The sequence below is a fragment of the Pseudomonas sp. OV546 genome (assembly GCF_900116845.1).
Taxonomy (GTDB): domain Bacteria; phylum Pseudomonadota; class Gammaproteobacteria; order Pseudomonadales; family Pseudomonadaceae; genus Aquipseudomonas; species Aquipseudomonas petroselini.
In genome coordinates, this window is the sequence record NZ_FPCE01000001.1 from 14,649 (window position 1) to 30,714 (window position 16,066).

Below are 16,066 nucleotides of genomic sequence, written 5' to 3' on the forward strand. Positions count from 1 at the left end.
AGATCTTAGGAGTGATAATCGGAGAGTTTTAGCGATATTTTATGATGTGTTAGCATCGCTTTTTTTCATGAGCGCTCCGCCATGATCACCTTCAAGCAAATCGACGCGCTGTACTGGATCGCTGAACTGGGCAGCTTCGAAGCGGCGGCCAACAAGCTGAACATGTCGCAGTCGGCCATCTCCAAGCGTATCCAGGAGCTGGAAGACACCTTCGACGTCGAGATTTTCGACCGCAGCAAGCGCAATGCCCGGCTGACGGAAAAGGGCGGCGAGCTGCTCGACTACGCCCGTGACCTGCTCAACAGCCGCGACCAATTGCTGGAACGGGTCAGCGCCCGTGAGGTGCTGGTGCGCAGGTTTCGCCTGGGCGTCACTGAACTCACCGCGCTCACCTGGTTACCGGCGTTGGTGGAAGCGCTGCGCCAGGCCTACCCCAAGGTGCAAATCGAGCCGTCTGTGGAACTCAGCAGCGAGCTGTTCCGCAAACTGGAAAGCGACCAACTGGACCTGGTGATCGTGCCCGACGTGTACAGCGATCCGCGTTTCCACAGCACCGCGCTGCAATGCGTGGAAAACGCCTGGATCTGTTCGCCGGGTCTTATCCCTGACGCAGACCCTGTCAGCCTTGAAACCCTGGCCAACTACACGGTGTTGACCCAGGGTTCACAGTCGGGCACCGGCTTGATCTACGAGCGCTGGCTGGCCGCGCACAACGTGCAGATGCCACGCACACTCACCAGCCATAACCTGCTGGTGCAGGTGGGGTTGGCGTTGTCGGGGATCGGTGTGAGCTATTTGCCCAAGGCGTGTCTGTCCCACCTGATCGAGCAAGGGGCGTTGCGCGCGTTGGTCACGCAGCCGGAATTGCCGACTATTCAGTATGTGGCGCTGCACCGGGTGGATCGGCAATTTGGCTTGAACCAGGACGTGGCGCGGATGGCGCAGGCGTGCTGCAATTTTTCGCGCCTGTTGTTTTAGCGCACGTGGAACGTGGCCAGGCCGGTGGGTATGCCTGTGTCTCGGTAGCGTGATGGCGTAAGTTCAACGTTCTTGACGATGCATCGACCCGCTCCTCTCTCTAGCAAGAGGTCCAAGCGCATGGCATTTACCACCCTGATACTGGATGCACCCGGCCCTCCATTGTTATTTGAGGAAGTTGACCGCTTACTTGAGTTGGGCCTGGTGGTCACCCTCAATCTCTATTATTTCGCGGACAAACACAGCATTCGCCGACACTATGGCGAGCGCCTGCGGTACACCGAGATCAACGGCCACGACAGGCAAGCGTTCATCGATGCCGTGACTCAGGCCGGGGGGTACAGCGTGTTCAAGACGCGCCTGAATATTCCCATGGACGGCGAACTGATCCGCGCCGCCGTATCACCGGCCTTGCCCACGCCGCTGCGCGCTATCGCCCAAGCCGGTGCAGGCCTCAACCATATCGACCAGCAAGAGGCGCAGCGGTGTGGCGTGACCTTGTTGAACACGCCGGGCGCCAACGCGGCGGCGGTCGCCGATTATGTGGTGGCCCAGGCGTTGTTTTTATCCAGAGACCTGGACCACTACAACGCTGAAACGCACTGCGGTCGCTGGTCCAAGGGCACCTTGGCGCCAAGCCTCGAATTCAGCGAACTCACGCTAGGGTTGGTCGGCACGGGCAGCATTGCTCAAGAGGTCGCACGCAAAGCGGGATCGCTCGGTATCAAGGTCATCGCCACCGGTTCCGAACGTTTTACCGAGCAGGCCGCGCGCAGCCTTGGGCTTGAGCGACGACCAACCCTCGAGCACGTGCTGGGGGAGGCCGACGTGGTCTCTATCCACGTCCCGCTGACACCGCTCACCCGAGGCCTGTTCGGGCTTGCCCAGTTCAGGCAAATGCGCCAAGGGTCGGTGCTGATCAACACCGCTCGCGGCGGCATCGTCGATGAAGCCCAGTTGGCAAGCTTCATGACCGCGTTTCCCAGGCACATCAAAGCGGTCGCCATCGATACCTTCGCGCTGGAAAAAGACCGCTTCAACTCGCCCCTGGCAGGCGTCGGCACTGCCCAACTCACACCGCATATCGCAGGCAATACGACGACGGCGATCCGTAGGGCTTCACGGCAGATTGTCGACAAGATCCATGCGTTCAGCCTCACGTGAGCCTGTGGCGAGGGAGCTTGCTCCCGTTGGGCTGCGCAGCAGCCGCAGCCCTCAGGAACGCGCCGTCCCTGACGCACCTGTATCAGCCGATGTGGGGACGCTGCGCGTCCCAACGGGAGCAAGCTCCCTCGCCACAGGGGAGGCGAGGGAGGCCGCAATATCCCAGGTCAGCAGGAGTTGGCTGATCGCTGCGTCGAGGGTGGCGTGCGGGACGTTATCGCGCGCCAGAATCGAAACGCCCTGCAGGAAACTATCAAACACCGACGCCATCACTGCCGGGTTAACCGTGGGCGGCAACTGCCCCAGACGAATCGCCCGTTCCACACACGCCACAATCCCCGCCCGCGTACGCAGCCGCGACTGCGTCAACCCATCCGCCACCCGCGCATTCTCCGGGCTCGGCGCGCTCATCACGCCCAGCGCCACCATGCAGCCCTTGGGGTGGCCGTCTTCACACTGCATGCGCGCGGATTGGCGCAGTGCGGTTTCAACGGCCCGGCGCGGTGGCAGGTTTTCGTCCCACAGGCATTCAGTGACCTGGGCGTAGGTCGCCAGGTAGCGCTGCACGCATTCGTCGAACAACGCTTCTTTGGAACCGAAGGCTGCGTAGAAACTCGGCGCGGAGATCCCGCCGCCCAGGCCGGCCTTGAGCTGGGCCAGTGACGTGGCGTCGTAGCCGTGCTGCCAGAACAGGTGCATGGCCTGTTCCACGGCGTGTTCACGGTCGAAGGTGCGGGGGCGGCCCATCTGTGCCATGTCTGATCTCCGGGTGGGGAAGCGAGATAAATACTAGTCGATACATAAGTCGTTGACAACGCATGGCGTACGCCCGCAACATCTGTATCGATCAGTATTTAAGTTCCGCTCAAGGAGTTGCCCGTGACCCCCTCATTGACCTTATCGGCGTCATCCGACCGTCTGCCCATCGGCGCCTTGCTCGCCCTGGCGATGACCGGCTTTATCTGCATCGTCACCGAAACCCTGCCCGCCGGCCTCTTGCCGTTGATCAGCGACGGCCTGGCGATTTCCCCGTCCATGGCCGGGCAGATGGTCACCGCGTATGCCTTGGGCTCGGTGCTGGCAGTGATCCCCATGACCATCGCCACCCGCGGCTGGCGCCGGCGTAATGTGTTGCTGCTGACCATCGTCGGCTTTTTGCTGTTCAACTCCATCACGGCGCTGTCGTCCCACTATGGCGTGACTCTGGTGGCACGCTTCTTTGCCGGTGTCGCGGCGGGGTTGGCCTGGAGCCTGCTGGCCGGTTACGCCCGGCGTATGGTCGCGCCCCATCAACAGGGCAGGGCGCTGGCGTTGGCGATGGTCGGCACGCCGATTGCGCTGTCGTTGGGTGTACCGCTGGGTACATGGCTGGGCGGGTGGGTGGGATGGCGCACCACCTTCGGCCTGATGTCGGCCGTGAGCCTGGTACTGATTGCGTGGGTGCTGGTGAAAGTCCCGGACTACGCGCCCCAGCCTGCGCATCAACGCGTGTCGTTGGGCAAGGTGCTGACGACGCCGGGCGTACGGCCAGTGCTGGCGGTGGTGATGACGTGGATGCTGGCGCACAACATTCTGTACACCTACATTGCACCGTTCGTGGCGCCTGCCGGCTTGGCGGAGCGGGTTGACCTGGTGCTGTTGGTGTTCGGGATGGCCGCGTTGGCGGGGATCTGGATCGCGGCCAGGTTGGTGGAGCCGCTCTTGCGCAACACGGTCCTGGCCAGCCTGGCGGTGTTTGGGGGCGTCTCGCTGGTGTTGGGCTTTTTCGGTGGCGTGCCTGAAGTGGTGTACCTCGGTGTGGCGGTCTGGGGCCTGAGTTTTGGCGGCGCGGCAACCTTGCTGCAAACCGCGCTGGCCGATGCAGCGGGGGATGGCGCGGATGTGGCGTTGTCGTTGAACGTGGTGGCCTGGAACAGCGCCATTGCCGGCAGCGGCGTGGTCGGCGGGGTATTGCTGGATACCTGGGGCGTGGCGTCGTTTCCGTGGGCGATGCTGGTGTTGGTGGGCGTGTCCCTGGCGATTGCCTGGGGTGCCAGCGCCCATGGTTTCAAGCCCGGCCGACGGGCCGCTGAGGCAATAGTGGCCCATTAAACCTTCGGTCGAGCGCCATAGGGTGTACGCTGGGTCTCAATTCATCGGATATTAGCCCTTCATGTCCACACAAAGCGAAGAGAGCCGCCAGATCGTAGCTTCTCTGGCGCACCGTGTTGGTCCCACCGCTGATATTGCAGGCATCGCCCAGGCGATCATGTCGATATTGCAGGACATGGACGCAGCACTCACCCCCATTATCGGGCAGCAAGGCTGTGTCGCGCTGTTGCGTCGCAGCCTGCACCTCAGCGCCTCGAAGCATGCGCGACTGGCCGGTGTGCATGATCGCGTGCAGGCCGCGCCGGATCGGGCCGAACTCAAAGCCCTATTGCTCGAGCAGAGCGAAGCCGATGCGTTGTTTTTCGGTGAAGAGCTGTTGACCACCTTTTACGCCTTGCTCACCACGCTGATCGGGCCCTCGCTGACCGCGCGTTTACTGCGCGACGTATGGGCACCTTCTTTGAGCGACACCCCTTCGCAGGAAAAATCGCCATGAGCACCAAAGTAACTATCAACCGCCTGGCTACCGGTGTGCCAGGTCTGGACGAGGTGCTGGGCGGAGGTTTGCCGGAGTTTTCGTTCAACCTGATCGCCGGCCCGCCCGGCTGCGGCAAGACCACCTTGGCGCATCAGATGATGTTCGCCCTGGCGACACCTGAACGCCCTGCGCTGTTTTTCACCGTGCTGGGCGAGCCGCCGCTGAAGATGCTGCGTTATCAGCAGCAGTTCGACTTTTTCGACAACGAAGCGATCAACCAGTCGATCCGCTACATCAACCTGGCCGATGACACCCTGGCCGGTGATTTGGATGAAGTGCTGCGACGCATCGTCAGCGAAGTCGAGGCGCATTCACCGTCACTGGTGTTTGTCGACTCCTTCCGTTCGGTGGTGCTGGCCAGCCAGACCCAGCACAACCCCAACAACAACCTGCCGCAGTTCGTTCAGCAACTGGGCATGTTGATGACCACCTGGCAGGCGACCACCTTCCTGATCGGCGAGTATTTCACCGAAACCGACACCAACCCGATTTTCACCGTGGCCGATGGGCTGATCTGGTTGCGCCAGAGCGTCGAGCGCAATTCGATGGTGCGCAAGATGGAAATCATGAAGATGCGCGGCCAGCCGACCTTGCCGGGGCTGCACACGTTCCGGATCGCCAGTTCGGGCATCAAGGTGTTCGCACCGGCCCCGCTCAACCCGGTCGAGACGCCGATGACGCTGCCGGTGCAACGCCTGAAAATGGGCGTGCCACGCCTCGACGAGATGCTCGGCGGCGGCTTGCCCCGAGGTTATTCGCTGCTGGTGGCGGGGCCTTCGGGGTCGGGCAAAAGCATTCTCGCGGCCACCTTCCTGGCCGAAGGCGCACGCAATGGCGAAACCGGGGTTATCGCGGTGTTCGAGCAACGCCCCAATCACTCGCAAAACGCCACGCTCGCTGACTTGATCCTCTGCGGCAAGGTTGGTCTGGTGGACAGCCGGGCGCCGGACCTGTCGATTGATGAGATTGTCCAACTGCTGCTCAGCGAAATCAGCCGCCTGAGCGCCACGCGGGTAGTCATCGATTCACTGTCGGGCTTTGAGTTGGCCCTGGCGCCGACCTTTCGCGCCGACTTCCGCGAGTCGTTGTCGCGCATGGTCACCGCGTTGACCCGCGCCGGGGTCAGTGTGTTGATGACGTCGGAGCTGGAAGATCGCTACACCGACCTGCGCTTCAGCCCCTACGGCACGGCGTTCCTCACCGACGCGATCATCGTGCAGCGCTACATCGAAGTGCGCAGCCGCCTGTTGCGCATCATGGCCGTGGTCAAAGTGCGCGCCAGCGCCCACTGCGACGAGCTGCGCCAATACCACATCAATGACGATGGCCTGCAGATCGGCGAGATGCTCGTTGACCAGGAGGGGCTGCTCGGTGGACGCCCGACCACCCGGCGCACAGGAGACCCTGATGTTTGAGCTGACCCATGAGTAATACGCCTGGAGAGGAGGAGCGTAAGGTGGCCAATGCTGCCCACGAACTCTTCCTGCTCGGCCAGAAAACCGTTGAAGCCCGCGCGGTATTGGCCGCGCTGCAGCAACAGCTGGACGACGCCAACAGCCGTTTGGAGGATTCCCAGCACGTCGAGCAACTGATCGAGGCCAACCAGCAGTTAGTGTTGGCGATACTCCTGGCGCAATCCGACGCGGTTGCGGCCCCCCAGGTCGAGGATCAGCCGCTGTTTCAGGCGCTGCGCGAAGCGAACGCGCAGTTGGTGATCGCCGCACTCAGCGCCCAGGACCTGCAGGCCACGGCGGAGCAGGCTTTGGGCCAGCAAAAAAGCATCCTGGCGATGGTCGCCCACGAGCTGCGCAACCCGCTGACGCCGATCAGCCTGATTGCCGAGCGCATGGTGCGGCTGCCCAGCGACCAACTGCCGCGCATGCGCGAGTTGATCGAAGGCCAGGTGCAGCATATTTCCCAATTGGTCGACGACCTGTTGGATGTCTCACGCGCCAGCACCGGCAAACTGCGCATCCACCGCCGTGAGGTGGACATGCTGCGCATCCTGAATGCTGCCGTCGACGCCTGCAGCCCGGTGATGATCTCCCGCAAACAGCAATTCGACGTGGCGCTGCCCGACGCCGTCCTGACCGTGGACGGCGACCCCGTGCGACTTGCGCAGATCCTGCACAACCTGCTGGGCAACGCGGCCAAGTACACCCAGGCGGGCGGCACCATTGCGATGGTGGTGACCGCGGAGGCCGGACAGCTGAAGATCAGCATTGCCGACAACGGCATTGGCGTAACCGCCAAGGCCTTGCCGTTCATTTTTGATCCTTATGTGCAAGACGCCCACGCCATCGGTTTCAACAGTGCCGGCCTGGGCATTGGCTTGACCGTGGTGCGCGAACTGGTCGAAGCCCATGGCGGCACGGTGACGGGCAAGAGTGAGGGGCATGGCAAGGGCAGCGAGTTTGTGGTGATGCTGCCCCTGTCGGGTTAAGGGATCAACCGCGCGGCGCGCAACTGATCGAACACCGCGAAAAACGCCTGGTCGCTGGCCTGGTAAGCGGTGAAACCCAGCTGGCGGCTTTTGGACATGTCCGTGACCACCTCGATCGGCCGCCCCAGGTCGGCATCGGTGTGCCACGGCGAGACGAGCCGGCTGATGTCGGCTTCTTTCAACCCATGCTGCGCAACCATCTGGCTCCAGGCGGACTGGTCATCGGCCATCTGCTGCTCAAGCGGGCAGGGCTGGGCGGGGAAGTCTGCCGGGGTGAGGCCAAAGTAATTGGCGATTTGCCCCCACATCCATTGCCAGCGGAACACATCGCCATTGGTGATGTTGAACGCCTGGTTCGCCGCCGTCGGTGTGGTCGCCGCCCATAGCTGTTGTTGGGCCAGTTGCCGGGCATCGGTCATGTCGGTGAGGCTGTCCCACTGCACACGCGAACCTGGGAACACAAACGGGCGCCCGGTGTGTTTGCACACGCTGGCGTAGACGGCGAGGGTGGTCGCCATGTTCATCGCATTGCCCACGGCGACGCCCGTGACGGTGTGCGGGCGGTGCACGCTCCAGGTGAAGCCGTCTTTCTCAGCCGCAGCGAACACTTCGTCTTCCTGGGCGTAGTAGAAATTCTCCACGTCCAGGCGGCCTTGTTCTTCGCGGAACGGGGTCTGCGGCAGGCTGCCCTTGCCATAGTTTTCGAACGGGCCGAGGTAGTGCTTCAAACCGGTCACCAAGGCCACATGCTGCACCGTGCCGGCCGGGCGCACGGCGTCCAGCACGTTGCGCACCATGGCGGCGTTGACGCGGATGTTCTCGGCTTCCGTGGCCTGGCGCGACCAGGTGGTGATGAACACATGGGTGGGGTTCAACTCGGCCAGTGCCTGCTGTACTGAGGCCGGGTCTTGCAAGTCGGCGGCTATCGGGATCACGCCGGGTATCTGGGACGGGCTACGGGACAGCGCGGCAACCTGCCACTGGTTATCGAGCAGTAACTGGGTGGTGGCGCTGCCAACGATGCCGCTGGCGCCCACGACGAGTGCGGTCTGGGTCATACAATTCTCCCTAGGATGTAGGGTTCTGAGCCCTGGCGTGTAGGAGAGGTTCAACCTTATCCGTGAGCCTTGCGGCACCAAACCGGTATATCAGGGTCCATACGCCCCGCACGAACATTCGCGCTCGTCCGTTTACCCTCACCATAAGATCTAACGCATGTACCTACGCAAGATTGCAGTCGGGCTGTCGGCCCTCGTTTTACTCTCCACCGCTGTAGACGCACGCAGCCTGGCCAATCCCTACACCCCCACGCAGCAACGCAGTTCGTTTGACGGTTGCGCCCAACTCTTTCCCGCCACCACCCCGATCAACATGGCCACCGTCCCGGCGTCGATGAAGCCCTTGGCCCTGTGCTCCGACACCTTCGCGGTGCTGTACTCGCAAACCAGCAAGACCCCGCTGGTGGTGGTTGAACGCCTGAATGCCACGCAGTTGAAAGACGCAAAAGGCGAGGAGCGCACCAACCAGTTCTACCCCGACCCACGCATCCCCAAGGCCGGGCGCGCCGAGCTGAGCGACTACCGCAGCCAGCACCCGGCCGTGGACCGTGGCCACCAGGCCCCGGCCGCCGATGCGCCCAACGCCCATGCCATGGCTCAATCCTTCGCGCTGTCGAACATGGTGCCGCAAGACCCCACCAACAACCGCAAGATCTGGAGCAAGGTCGAGGCCGACGTGCGCAAGTTTGCCCAGCGCTCCGGCGGCGATGTGTACGTGTTTACCGGCCCGCTGTTCGACGCCGGCTACAGCACCATCGGTAAAAACAAGGTCTGGGTGCCGACGCGCTTGTTCAAGCTGGTGTACGACGCCTCGTCCCGGCGCGCCTGGGCGTATGTGCTGCCCAATGCTGAGACGCGCATCCAGAAGCCGATGGACTACGACACCTTCGTGAAGAGCACCGGGCTCAAGTTGTTGGGGAATCTTCCGGTTTCCGGGTCGGTGGGGCGGACGTGATCGACGCGAGCCGATCCATCTGGCGCTTGAGGGTATAGAGCGCCACACCCACCGCCAGGATGCCCGACACAGCGCCGACCCCCAGCGCCCAGCGCGGCCCGAGGTGGTCGGCCACCCAGCCGACGATAGGCGCGCCGATCGGCGTGCCGCCCAGGGCCACGCCGACACGCAGGGCGATCACCCGACCGCGCATGGCCGGCTCGGTGGTGAGTTGCATCAGGCTGTTGGTGGTGTTGCTGAAGGTCATGGCACCCACGCCGATGATCACCAGCGCCACGGCAAACAGCCAGTAGTTCGGCGCGAGGGCCGCCAACGTGCAGCCGATCCCGAAGATCGCCGCGCCGTTGAGCAGTGACCTGAACTGCGGCCGTTCACGGCCAGCCGCGATCAAGGCGCCGGCGATGGTGCCGATGGCCAACGTCGAAGACAACAGGCCATAGCCGCGCGCATCGGTATCGAACACGCGGACCGCCATGGTCGAGATGAAAATCGGGAAGTTCATGCCGAAGGTGCCGATCAGAAACAGCATCAGCAGGATCGCCTTCAAGTCCGGCCGCGCCCACACATAGCGCAAGCCCTCGGTGAGGCTGCCCTTGGTGCGCAGGGCGCGAACCTTGGCGTGCTGCCCCGACACCCGCAGGAAAAACAACGACGCCAGCACCGCAAAAAAACTGCTGCCGTTGAGCAGGAATGCCCAGCCGGTGCCCACCGACGCGATGGTCAGGCCGGCCACCGCCGGGCCGATCATGCGCGCCATATTGAACGAGGTGGAATTGAGCGCGATGGCGTTGGACAAGTCCTTCTCGGCCACCAGCTCCGCGACGAAAATCTGCCGCACCGGCGCATCGAACGCCGACGCGCAGCCGGACAGGAACGCGAACACATACACGTGCCACAGCTCGACAAACCCGGTGATGGTGAACACCCCCAGCGTCAGCGCCAGCAAGCCCATGACCGCCTGGGTGACGATCAGCAGCTTGCGCTGGTCATAGTGGTCGGCGGCAAACCCGGTCCACGGCAACAGCAGCAACTGCGGCCCGAACTGCAACGACATGACGATGCCGACAGCGGCGGCGTTGTGCGGGGTGAGCTGAGTGAGTACCAGCCAGTCCTGGGCGGTGCGTTGCATCCAAGTGCCGATATTGGACACCAACGCACCCGCGGCCCAGATGCGGTAGTTGGGGCTGCGCAGCGAGCGGAAGGTGCCGAGGAAACTCATGGCGGTATTTTTTACTCCTCAAGGCGGGATGATCTAAACAGCGCCTGGGTGTATGACGCGGCAGGCGCAGTTCACAACCACAGTGAAGATCAATGTGGGAGTTGTCGAGCCCCAGCGAGGCTACGAAGGCGGCGGTATTGCCAGCCTCTTCTTTGCCTGACCCACCGCCATCGCAGCCTCGCTGGGGCTCGACAGCTCCCACACTGAATATCACCCCACGGCGTTATACTCGCCCCCTCGCAATCAACCCATTCAATCAACCCGGGATACCCCATGAGCACCTCTCTCCCTCTCACCCCTGCGCGCAAGCCTGTCGCGCCGCTGGTGGCCTTTATCATCCTGGTGCTTGGCGCCCTGTTCCTGCAAAACAGTGTCGGCTCACGCCAGGTGCTGTTGCTGGTGGTCGGCGCTGCACTGGGCTTGACCCTTTACCATGCGGCCTTCGGTTTTACCTCGGCCTGGCGTGTGTTTATCAATGATCGCCGTGGCGCCGGCTTGCGTGCGCAGATGGTGATGCTGGCGGTGGCGGTGCTGCTGTTCTTCCCCGCGTTGGGGGCGGGCAGCTTGTTCGGCCAGCCGGTGGTCGGGCTGGTGGCGCCGGCCGGGGTGTCGGTAGTGTTCGGGGCGTTTATCTTCGGGATCGGCATGCAGCTGGGCGGCGGTTGTGCGTCGGGCACGTTGTTCACCGTGGGTGGCGGTAATGCGCGCATGCTGGTGACGTTGTTGTTCTTTATCTGCGGTTCGTTGATTGCCACACACCACGTTGACTGGTGGTTTGCGCTGCCTGCGTTCCCGGCGGTGTCCATCGTCAAGAGCTTCGGCGTGCTGCCGGCGCTGGGCTTGAGCCTGACTGTGTTTGCGCTCATTGCGGTTATCACCGTGCGCCTGGAGAAGGGCCGTCATGGTCAGCTGGAAGAGGGCGTAAAAAGCGAGCACCAAGGCGTGCGCCGCTTCCTGCGTGGGCCGTGGCCACTGGTGTGGGGCGCCATCGGCCTGGCCCTGCTCAACTACGCCACCCTGGCATTGGCGGGGCGGCCATGGGGTATTACTTCTGCGTTCGCCTTGTGGGGCGCCAAGGTGGCAAGCGGTCTGGGTGTGGACGTGGCCAGCTGGGCGTTCTGGCAAATGCCGGGCAATGCCAAGGCCCTCGCCGCGCCGGTATGGGAAGACATCACCAGCGTCATGGACATCGGCATTGTCCTCGGCGCGTTGTTGGCCGCAGGCCTGGCCGGGCGTTTCGCCCCCAGCCTGAACATCCCGGCGCGCTCGCTGGTGGCGGCGGTGATCGGCGGCCTGTTGCTCGGCTATGGCTCGCGTCTGGCCTACGGCTGCAACATCGGCGCGTACTTCAGCGGCATCGCCTCGGGCAGCCTGCATGGTTGGGTGTGGCTGGTGGCAGCGTTTATCGGCAATGGTGTGGGCGTGCGGTTACGGCCGTTTTTCTTTGCCGGCGAGCGGCCGCAGGTCGCGTTGAGCGGTTGCTGAGTCAGCTCTGCGGGGAAATGTCTGGCGCCTGAGCGGCTTCAGCCGCCAGCTTTTCCCGGTCCGCCTTGCTGACGTACGTATCTTTTTTCTTCGGCGCCAATTTGGCGCTGGCTTTTTTGGCTTTGGCCTTGAAGAGCTGCTGGAGTTTTTTCTGGCGATTCATGTCTTTTACCAACCTTTGAAAGGCCTCGATGATACCAGTTTAAAAAAGCGGGCTGTTCCCCTGCGCGCTTTTCAGCATAAGGCGCTTGATAAAGCCTTTTCCGACTGTTGGCGTTGCTCTTAGGGGTGAGCCGTGCGCTGCAAAAATTCGCTGATCAGCGCGATCACCTGCTGCTGGATCACCGCTCGCGGCCGCGCGCCCTCACCATCCCGGCAGATCATGCCATCGCCTGGCGAACTCTCTTCAACCAAGGCCATGCCACCTGGCTTGCAGATCGGCATGAAACTGAAGTGAGTGGCATCGTCGATCTTCACGTACTGCGTCGACGCCTCTGGCAGCCGCTTGGCCAAGTCGGCGGACTCCAGATTGAAGTCCATATCCTCGGTTGGCACGCCCCCCGCAATCACCAATGTCGGCACTTGCAGTGCGGCCAGGCTGGCGTCGGTCATACCGCGCGACAGGCCCAGGTCCAATGACACGATGGCGGTAACGCGCTTGTCGCGCAAATCCGCCGCCAGTTGGGCCTTCCCGTCTGGTGTGCCGGCGGGGTTCATCTCCCGGTAGCCAATGCAACCGCCCAGTTTGGGGTGGACGTCGCAGTCGCGACTGAACAGGTCGGGGTCGAAGCGCGCCCCGGCGATTTCCAGCACGGTCCAGCCGCCGAGGGAGTGGCCCACGGCGGCAATCTGGTTTTTCGCCACTGCGCCAAATTGCTTCGGCTGGGCCAGGACCGCGTCGATAGCACGGCTCAGGTCGGCCGGGCGTTGCCATAACTGCGCGGCGTTTTGCGGGCTGCGGTCCTGGGTAGTGGTGCCGGGGTGGTTGACCGCCGCCACGATGTAACCCTTGTGCGCCAAAGCACTGGCCAGCCACACCTGTTTGCCCCAATTGCCGCCGTAACCGTGGGAGAGCACGACCAGCGGATGGTCGCCGCTGGCCGGTGGTGCGTCAGGCACGGCAAGGGCGCCGATGAAGACCGCGTTGTCGGCGATCAGCTGGGGTTGAACAGTGGTGGCGGCGGGGTACCAGACCACCATTTCAAGCGCGCGGTTGGTTTGCGCGGCGGGCAGCGTGGTGGTTGTGAAACCGACGGAGCGTTCGTCGGCGAAGGCAGGCGTGGCCAGGCAGAGCAGGAACAGGGCGCGAAAAGCAGTTTTCATTTTTGTTATCGTCCTTGATTCGGGGCGTGCATCATTACCTGAAACCGTTCGTCCGGGTATCCCCCCAACCCGCCCTTGGTATTGGCCAACACAGCCCCATAACTACCCTGTATCCATTCAGGGGAAATGCCGACCATGACCAACCAAACCGAAACCGCCATTCTTGCCGGCGGTTGCTTCTGGGGCATGCAAGACCTTTTGCGCCGCTACCCCGGCGTGCTGCACACGCGGGTTGGCTACACCGGCGGCGATGTGCCGAACGCCACCTACCGCAACCATGGCAACCATGCCGAAGCGATTGAGATCGTGTTTGACCCGGCGGTGATCAGTTACCGGCAGCTTCTTGAATTCTTTTTCCAGATCCATGACCCGAGCACGGCTAACCGACAGGGCAATGACCTTGGGCCCAGTTATCGTTCGGCGATTTATTACCTGAGTGAGCAGCAGCGGGATATTGCCGAAGATACGGCTGCGGATGTCGATGCATCCAAGTTGTGGCCGGGTCGGGTGGTGACAGAGATCGAGCCGGCCGGACCGTTTTGGGAAGCGGAGCCGGAGCATCAGGATTATCTGGAGCGGATTCCTAATGGGTATACGTGCCACTTTGTGCGGCCGAATTGGAAGCTGCCGAAGCGGAGTTGAAGAGGGCGGTGAGGAGGAAGGTCAAGGGTGGCGGCGCGCCAGCGAAAGGTGTGCGCGCCGCCTCTTGATGTGAACCGTTGCCTTGCCTACGCGTGGGTCAGCCCGGTCAACGTATCCGCAATGGTTTTGGTGCGTTGCGCCGTGCCTTCCGTGGCGCGGCTGGAGGCCTCCAGTGCATCGAGCATCTCGCGCAGTGCGCCGACCCCGGTGGACTGATCTTCAATCTGCTGCGCAACGCGCTGGATCTCACTCGACAGCAGGTCGATATCCACACCGATTTCCGCCGCATTCTTACGCGTGATCTCCGCCAGTTTTCGCACCTCATCGGCCACCACCGCAAAGCCCCGGCCCAGGTCACCCGCGCGCGCCGCTTCGATGGCGGCGTTGAGCGCCAGCAGGTTGGTCTGCCCGGCGATCTGCTGGATCACCTGCACAATCGACTGGATACGCAAACTCGAACCGGCCAGCGTCCGCGCGCCTTCAACGGCAACATCCGCCTGGCTGGACAGCCCCTCCACCGTCGCCCCTGCCTGGGCCGACACGCTGTTTTGCCGATCAATAGTGCCCACCAGGTCGTCCATCGACGCATGCAGCTCACCAGAGTAATGCTTGAGCTGCGCAGCGATGTCCTCCTGCTGACGCTCGGCATGTGCCAGCACCAGGCCCAAGTCCGCCAGACCTTCGAACACCGGCAGGATATTGCGGTCCAGCCCACGGGTATTCAGGGTGTTGGTGAAGTCGTTGTTCTTGAATGCGGCAATCTGCTTGACCACCACATGGTTCAACCCCGCCAGCTTCTTCACCTGGCGACGTAGGAAAAACGCCTTGAACTCGCCATAGTGCGCGATGAAATTATCCACGTACTCATCACTGAAACTGGCACCCTTGGCGACCCGGAAAAAGAAAATCGCCGTCAGCGTCTGGTTCAGGTTCAACCCCAGAATCTCACCAAAGGTCGAGAACCCCGCCAGCGGCACGTCCCCAAACGCCCCGGCCATGCTGCCCAGCTCGGCGGCGTTGTTGAGCCGACGCAAAATGCAGTCATTCAAAATACCCGCCACCGGCACACCGCCCTTGCCACGCAAAAATTGCTCGTAGTCCAACCGCGTCGCCTCACGCAACGGTGTGCGCCGCACCATCACCAACTCCTCGCCCGGCGCCACGTCGCAAAACAACTGCACGATCTGCTGCTCAAAGTCGATGCGCGCGATGGACCGCACGAACAACTCACTGCCCACCCGGATCGCAAACGAATAATCCGCCAGCTTCGACTCCAGCGCCTGGGGCGCACAACTGAAGGCATCACACAGCGCCTGCACCATGCTCTTGATATTGCCGGCGCTGTCGATCACCTGATCAATCGTGCGGTCCTCCACCGAAGCCGTCAGCACACTGAAGGTCAAATCCGCCGGCTTGAAGTTCTGGCTCTTGAACACCCCAAACCGCACCTGCGCCGCCGTCTTCAGGAACACAATCTGCGCATGGTGCTGATAACTGCGCTGGCCGTCATGAATCAGCGTCTTCTTGAAATCCGATTTACCCCCGGCCGACCCCCCCACAAACAGGCAAGGAAAGCGGCCCGACTCATACAGCGCCTCCATAAAAAACGACTCCGACGCCGACAACCCATCGAACACCACATACGCCAACGTATCGCGATGATCAATCGCGGTACGCACCTGCACCCGCTTGATATTGCTCACCAACTTGGCAATGCGCTCCTGCATGCCCATGCGCTTGCCGCCACTGCGGATGTCCTCGCATTCCAGCGGCACCATCACGACTTCGGCGGAGGCGATCACACTGTCGTCGAACAGCTGCAAGACGATCCGGTCCCAACGCTCGCCCGTGGCGCAATACAGCGAATTGGGTGCGTTGCAGAGCTCGCCGGAGGTGGTGCAGAGGCTGATGGTGGACTGGGGGAAGCGGCGTTTGAGCTTGACGGCGATGGCGTCGATGTCGAGGTGGGGGGAAATGAAACCGGTGATCAGGGTGGGGGTGATGCGCAGGGTGGTGAGGGAAGCGTCCAGGTCGTTGGCGGTGCAGGTGAGCGTGGTGGTGCCTTGACGAGCGGCCCGGGGGCTTTTGAAGAGGGAGAGTGGGTTCATTAGGTGGGGGCTCGAAAGGATGGGGGCACACGGGAGAAGTGTGTGGATAGTGAGGGTATCGG

Annotated in this window: 14 protein-coding genes and 2 pseudogenes; 9 read left to right on the forward strand and 7 right to left on the reverse strand. The window is 62.6% G+C overall.

Annotation, left to right across the window (positions count from 1 at the left end; translation table 11 throughout):
* Positions 1-81 precede the first annotated feature (81 nt).
* The gene (locus BM403_RS00060; RefSeq protein WP_015885066.1) at positions 82-978 is read left to right on the forward strand and encodes a LysR family transcriptional regulator; all 897 of its coding nucleotides are present in this window, start codon (positions 82-84) and stop codon (positions 976-978) included.
* A gap of 120 nt (positions 979-1,098) precedes the next feature.
* A complete protein-coding gene (locus BM403_RS00065) occupies positions 1,099-2,142 on the forward strand; it encodes an NAD(P)-dependent oxidoreductase (protein ID WP_093541092.1) in 1,044 nt (347 codons plus the stop codon).
* Positions 2,143-2,193: 51 nt separating this feature from the next.
* On the opposite strand, the gene BM403_RS00070 is transcribed toward BM403_RS00065, so the two are convergent.
* Complete coding sequence (locus BM403_RS00070; RefSeq protein ID WP_046036700.1) at positions 2,194-2,898, reverse strand: TetR/AcrR family transcriptional regulator; 705 nt, start codon at positions 2,896-2,898, stop codon at positions 2,194-2,196.
* A gap of 123 nt (positions 2,899-3,021) precedes the next feature.
* Between BM403_RS00070 and BM403_RS00075 the strand changes: the two genes are divergently transcribed.
* The 4 genes from BM403_RS00075 (at position 3,022) to BM403_RS00090 (ending at position 7,214) form a co-directional block, all read left to right on the forward strand.
* Positions 3,022-4,233, forward strand: coding sequence for an MFS transporter (locus tag BM403_RS00075; RefSeq protein ID WP_015885063.1), 1,212 nt, complete (start codon positions 3,022-3,024; stop codon positions 4,231-4,233).
* A 61-nt stretch (positions 4,234-4,294) separates the two neighbouring features.
* The gene (locus BM403_RS00080; protein WP_046036698.1) at positions 4,295-4,729 is read left to right on the forward strand and encodes a hypothetical protein; all 435 of its coding nucleotides are present in this window, start codon (positions 4,295-4,297) and stop codon (positions 4,727-4,729) included.
* The gene (locus BM403_RS00085) at positions 4,726-6,186 is read left to right on the forward strand and encodes an ATPase domain-containing protein (RefSeq protein ID WP_046036697.1); all 1,461 of its coding nucleotides are present in this window, start codon (positions 4,726-4,728) and stop codon (positions 6,184-6,186) included. The genes BM403_RS00080 and BM403_RS00085 overlap by 4 nt, the downstream gene beginning before the upstream one ends.
* 8 nt (positions 6,187-6,194) lie before the next feature.
* Positions 6,195-7,214: a sensor histidine kinase gene (locus BM403_RS00090; protein WP_046036696.1), complete on the forward strand. Its 1,020-nt coding sequence runs from the start codon at positions 6,195-6,197 to the stop codon at positions 7,212-7,214.
* On the opposite strand, the gene BM403_RS00095 is transcribed toward BM403_RS00090, so the two are convergent.
* Positions 7,211-8,272, reverse strand: coding sequence for an SDR family oxidoreductase (locus BM403_RS00095; protein WP_093541094.1), 1,062 nt, complete (start codon positions 8,270-8,272; stop codon positions 7,211-7,213). The two genes, BM403_RS00090 and BM403_RS00095, sit on opposite strands and share 4 nt — an antisense overlap.
* Positions 8,273-8,429: 157 nt before the next feature.
* Here BM403_RS00095 and BM403_RS00100 point away from each other — a divergent pair, with 157 nt between their 5' ends.
* Positions 8,430-9,227, forward strand: a complete 798-nt coding sequence (locus tag BM403_RS00100; RefSeq protein ID WP_015885058.1) for a DNA/RNA non-specific endonuclease — start codon at positions 8,430-8,432, stop codon at positions 9,225-9,227.
* Here the strand turns inward: BM403_RS00100 and BM403_RS00105 are convergent.
* A complete protein-coding gene (locus tag BM403_RS00105) occupies positions 9,178-10,446 on the reverse strand; it encodes an MFS transporter (protein ID WP_093541096.1) in 1,269 nt (422 codons plus the stop codon). The genes BM403_RS00100 and BM403_RS00105 overlap by 50 nt on opposite strands.
* Before the next feature lie 273 nt (positions 10,447-10,719).
* On the opposite strand from BM403_RS00105, the gene BM403_RS00110 reads away from it, so the two are divergent.
* Entirely contained in the window at positions 10,720-11,931 is a 1,212-nt protein-coding gene (locus BM403_RS00110; RefSeq protein ID WP_093541098.1) for a YeeE/YedE family protein, read from the forward strand.
* A gap of 1 nt (position 11,932) precedes the next feature.
* Here BM403_RS00110 and BM403_RS00115 read toward each other — a convergent pair whose 3' ends face one another.
* Entirely contained in the window at positions 11,933-12,094 is a 162-nt protein-coding gene (locus tag BM403_RS00115; RefSeq protein ID WP_080567208.1) for a DUF2986 domain-containing protein, read from the reverse strand.
* Positions 12,095-12,213: 119 nt separating this feature from the next.
* Positions 12,214-13,254, reverse strand: coding sequence for an alpha/beta hydrolase family protein (locus tag BM403_RS00120; RefSeq protein ID WP_093541100.1), 1,041 nt, complete (start codon positions 13,252-13,254; stop codon positions 12,214-12,216).
* Between the two features lie 135 nt (positions 13,255-13,389).
* Here BM403_RS00120 and msrA point away from each other — a divergent pair, with 135 nt between their 5' ends.
* Positions 13,390-13,896, forward strand: a complete 507-nt coding sequence (gene msrA / locus BM403_RS00125; protein WP_093541102.1) for a peptide-methionine (S)-S-oxide reductase MsrA — start codon at positions 13,390-13,392, stop codon at positions 13,894-13,896.
* Between the two features lie 86 nt (positions 13,897-13,982).
* On the opposite strand, the pseudogene BM403_RS32400 reads toward msrA, so the two are convergent.
* Positions 13,983-14,342, reverse strand: a pseudogene (locus BM403_RS32400) (methyl-accepting chemotaxis protein); the annotation flags it as partial.
* Between the two features lie 507 nt (positions 14,343-14,849).
* A pseudogene (locus tag BM403_RS32405) lies at positions 14,850-16,004 on the reverse strand (FIST signal transduction protein); the annotation flags it as partial.
* Positions 16,005-16,066: the final 62 nt, after the last annotated feature.

What these genes read in the sequence shown, in the direction of transcription:
- BM403_RS00100 (WP_015885058.1), top strand. Translation starts at nt 8,430, where the DNA reads ATGTACCTACGCAAGATTGCAGTCGGGCTGTCGGCCCTCGTTTTACTC.
- BM403_RS00095 (WP_093541094.1), bottom strand. Translation starts at nt 8,272, where the DNA reads ATGACCCAGACCGCACTCGTCGTGGGCGCCAGCGGCATCGTTGGCAGC.
- BM403_RS00120 (WP_093541100.1), bottom strand. Translation starts at nt 13,254, where the DNA reads ATGAAAACTGCTTTTCGCGCCCTGTTCCTGCTCTGCCTGGCCACGCCT.
- BM403_RS00060 (WP_015885066.1), top strand. Translation starts at nt 82, where the DNA reads ATGATCACCTTCAAGCAAATCGACGCGCTGTACTGGATCGCTGAACTG.
- BM403_RS00085 (WP_046036697.1), top strand. Translation starts at nt 4,726, where the DNA reads ATGAGCACCAAAGTAACTATCAACCGCCTGGCTACCGGTGTGCCAGGT.
- BM403_RS00065 (WP_093541092.1), top strand. Translation starts at nt 1,099, where the DNA reads ATGGCATTTACCACCCTGATACTGGATGCACCCGGCCCTCCATTGTTA.
- BM403_RS00090 (WP_046036696.1), top strand. Translation starts at nt 6,195, where the DNA reads ATGAGTAATACGCCTGGAGAGGAGGAGCGTAAGGTGGCCAATGCTGCC.
- BM403_RS00080 (WP_046036698.1), top strand. Translation starts at nt 4,295, where the DNA reads ATGTCCACACAAAGCGAAGAGAGCCGCCAGATCGTAGCTTCTCTGGCG.
- BM403_RS00105 (WP_093541096.1), bottom strand. Translation starts at nt 10,446, where the DNA reads ATGAGTTTCCTCGGCACCTTCCGCTCGCTGCGCAGCCCCAACTACCGC.
- BM403_RS00070 (WP_046036700.1), bottom strand. Translation starts at nt 2,898, where the DNA reads ATGGCACAGATGGGCCGCCCCCGCACCTTCGACCGTGAACACGCCGTG.
- msrA (WP_093541102.1), top strand. Translation starts at nt 13,390, where the DNA reads ATGACCAACCAAACCGAAACCGCCATTCTTGCCGGCGGTTGCTTCTGG.
- BM403_RS00110 (WP_093541098.1), top strand. Translation starts at nt 10,720, where the DNA reads ATGAGCACCTCTCTCCCTCTCACCCCTGCGCGCAAGCCTGTCGCGCCG.
- BM403_RS00115 (WP_080567208.1), bottom strand. Translation starts at nt 12,094, where the DNA reads ATGAATCGCCAGAAAAAACTCCAGCAGCTCTTCAAGGCCAAAGCCAAA.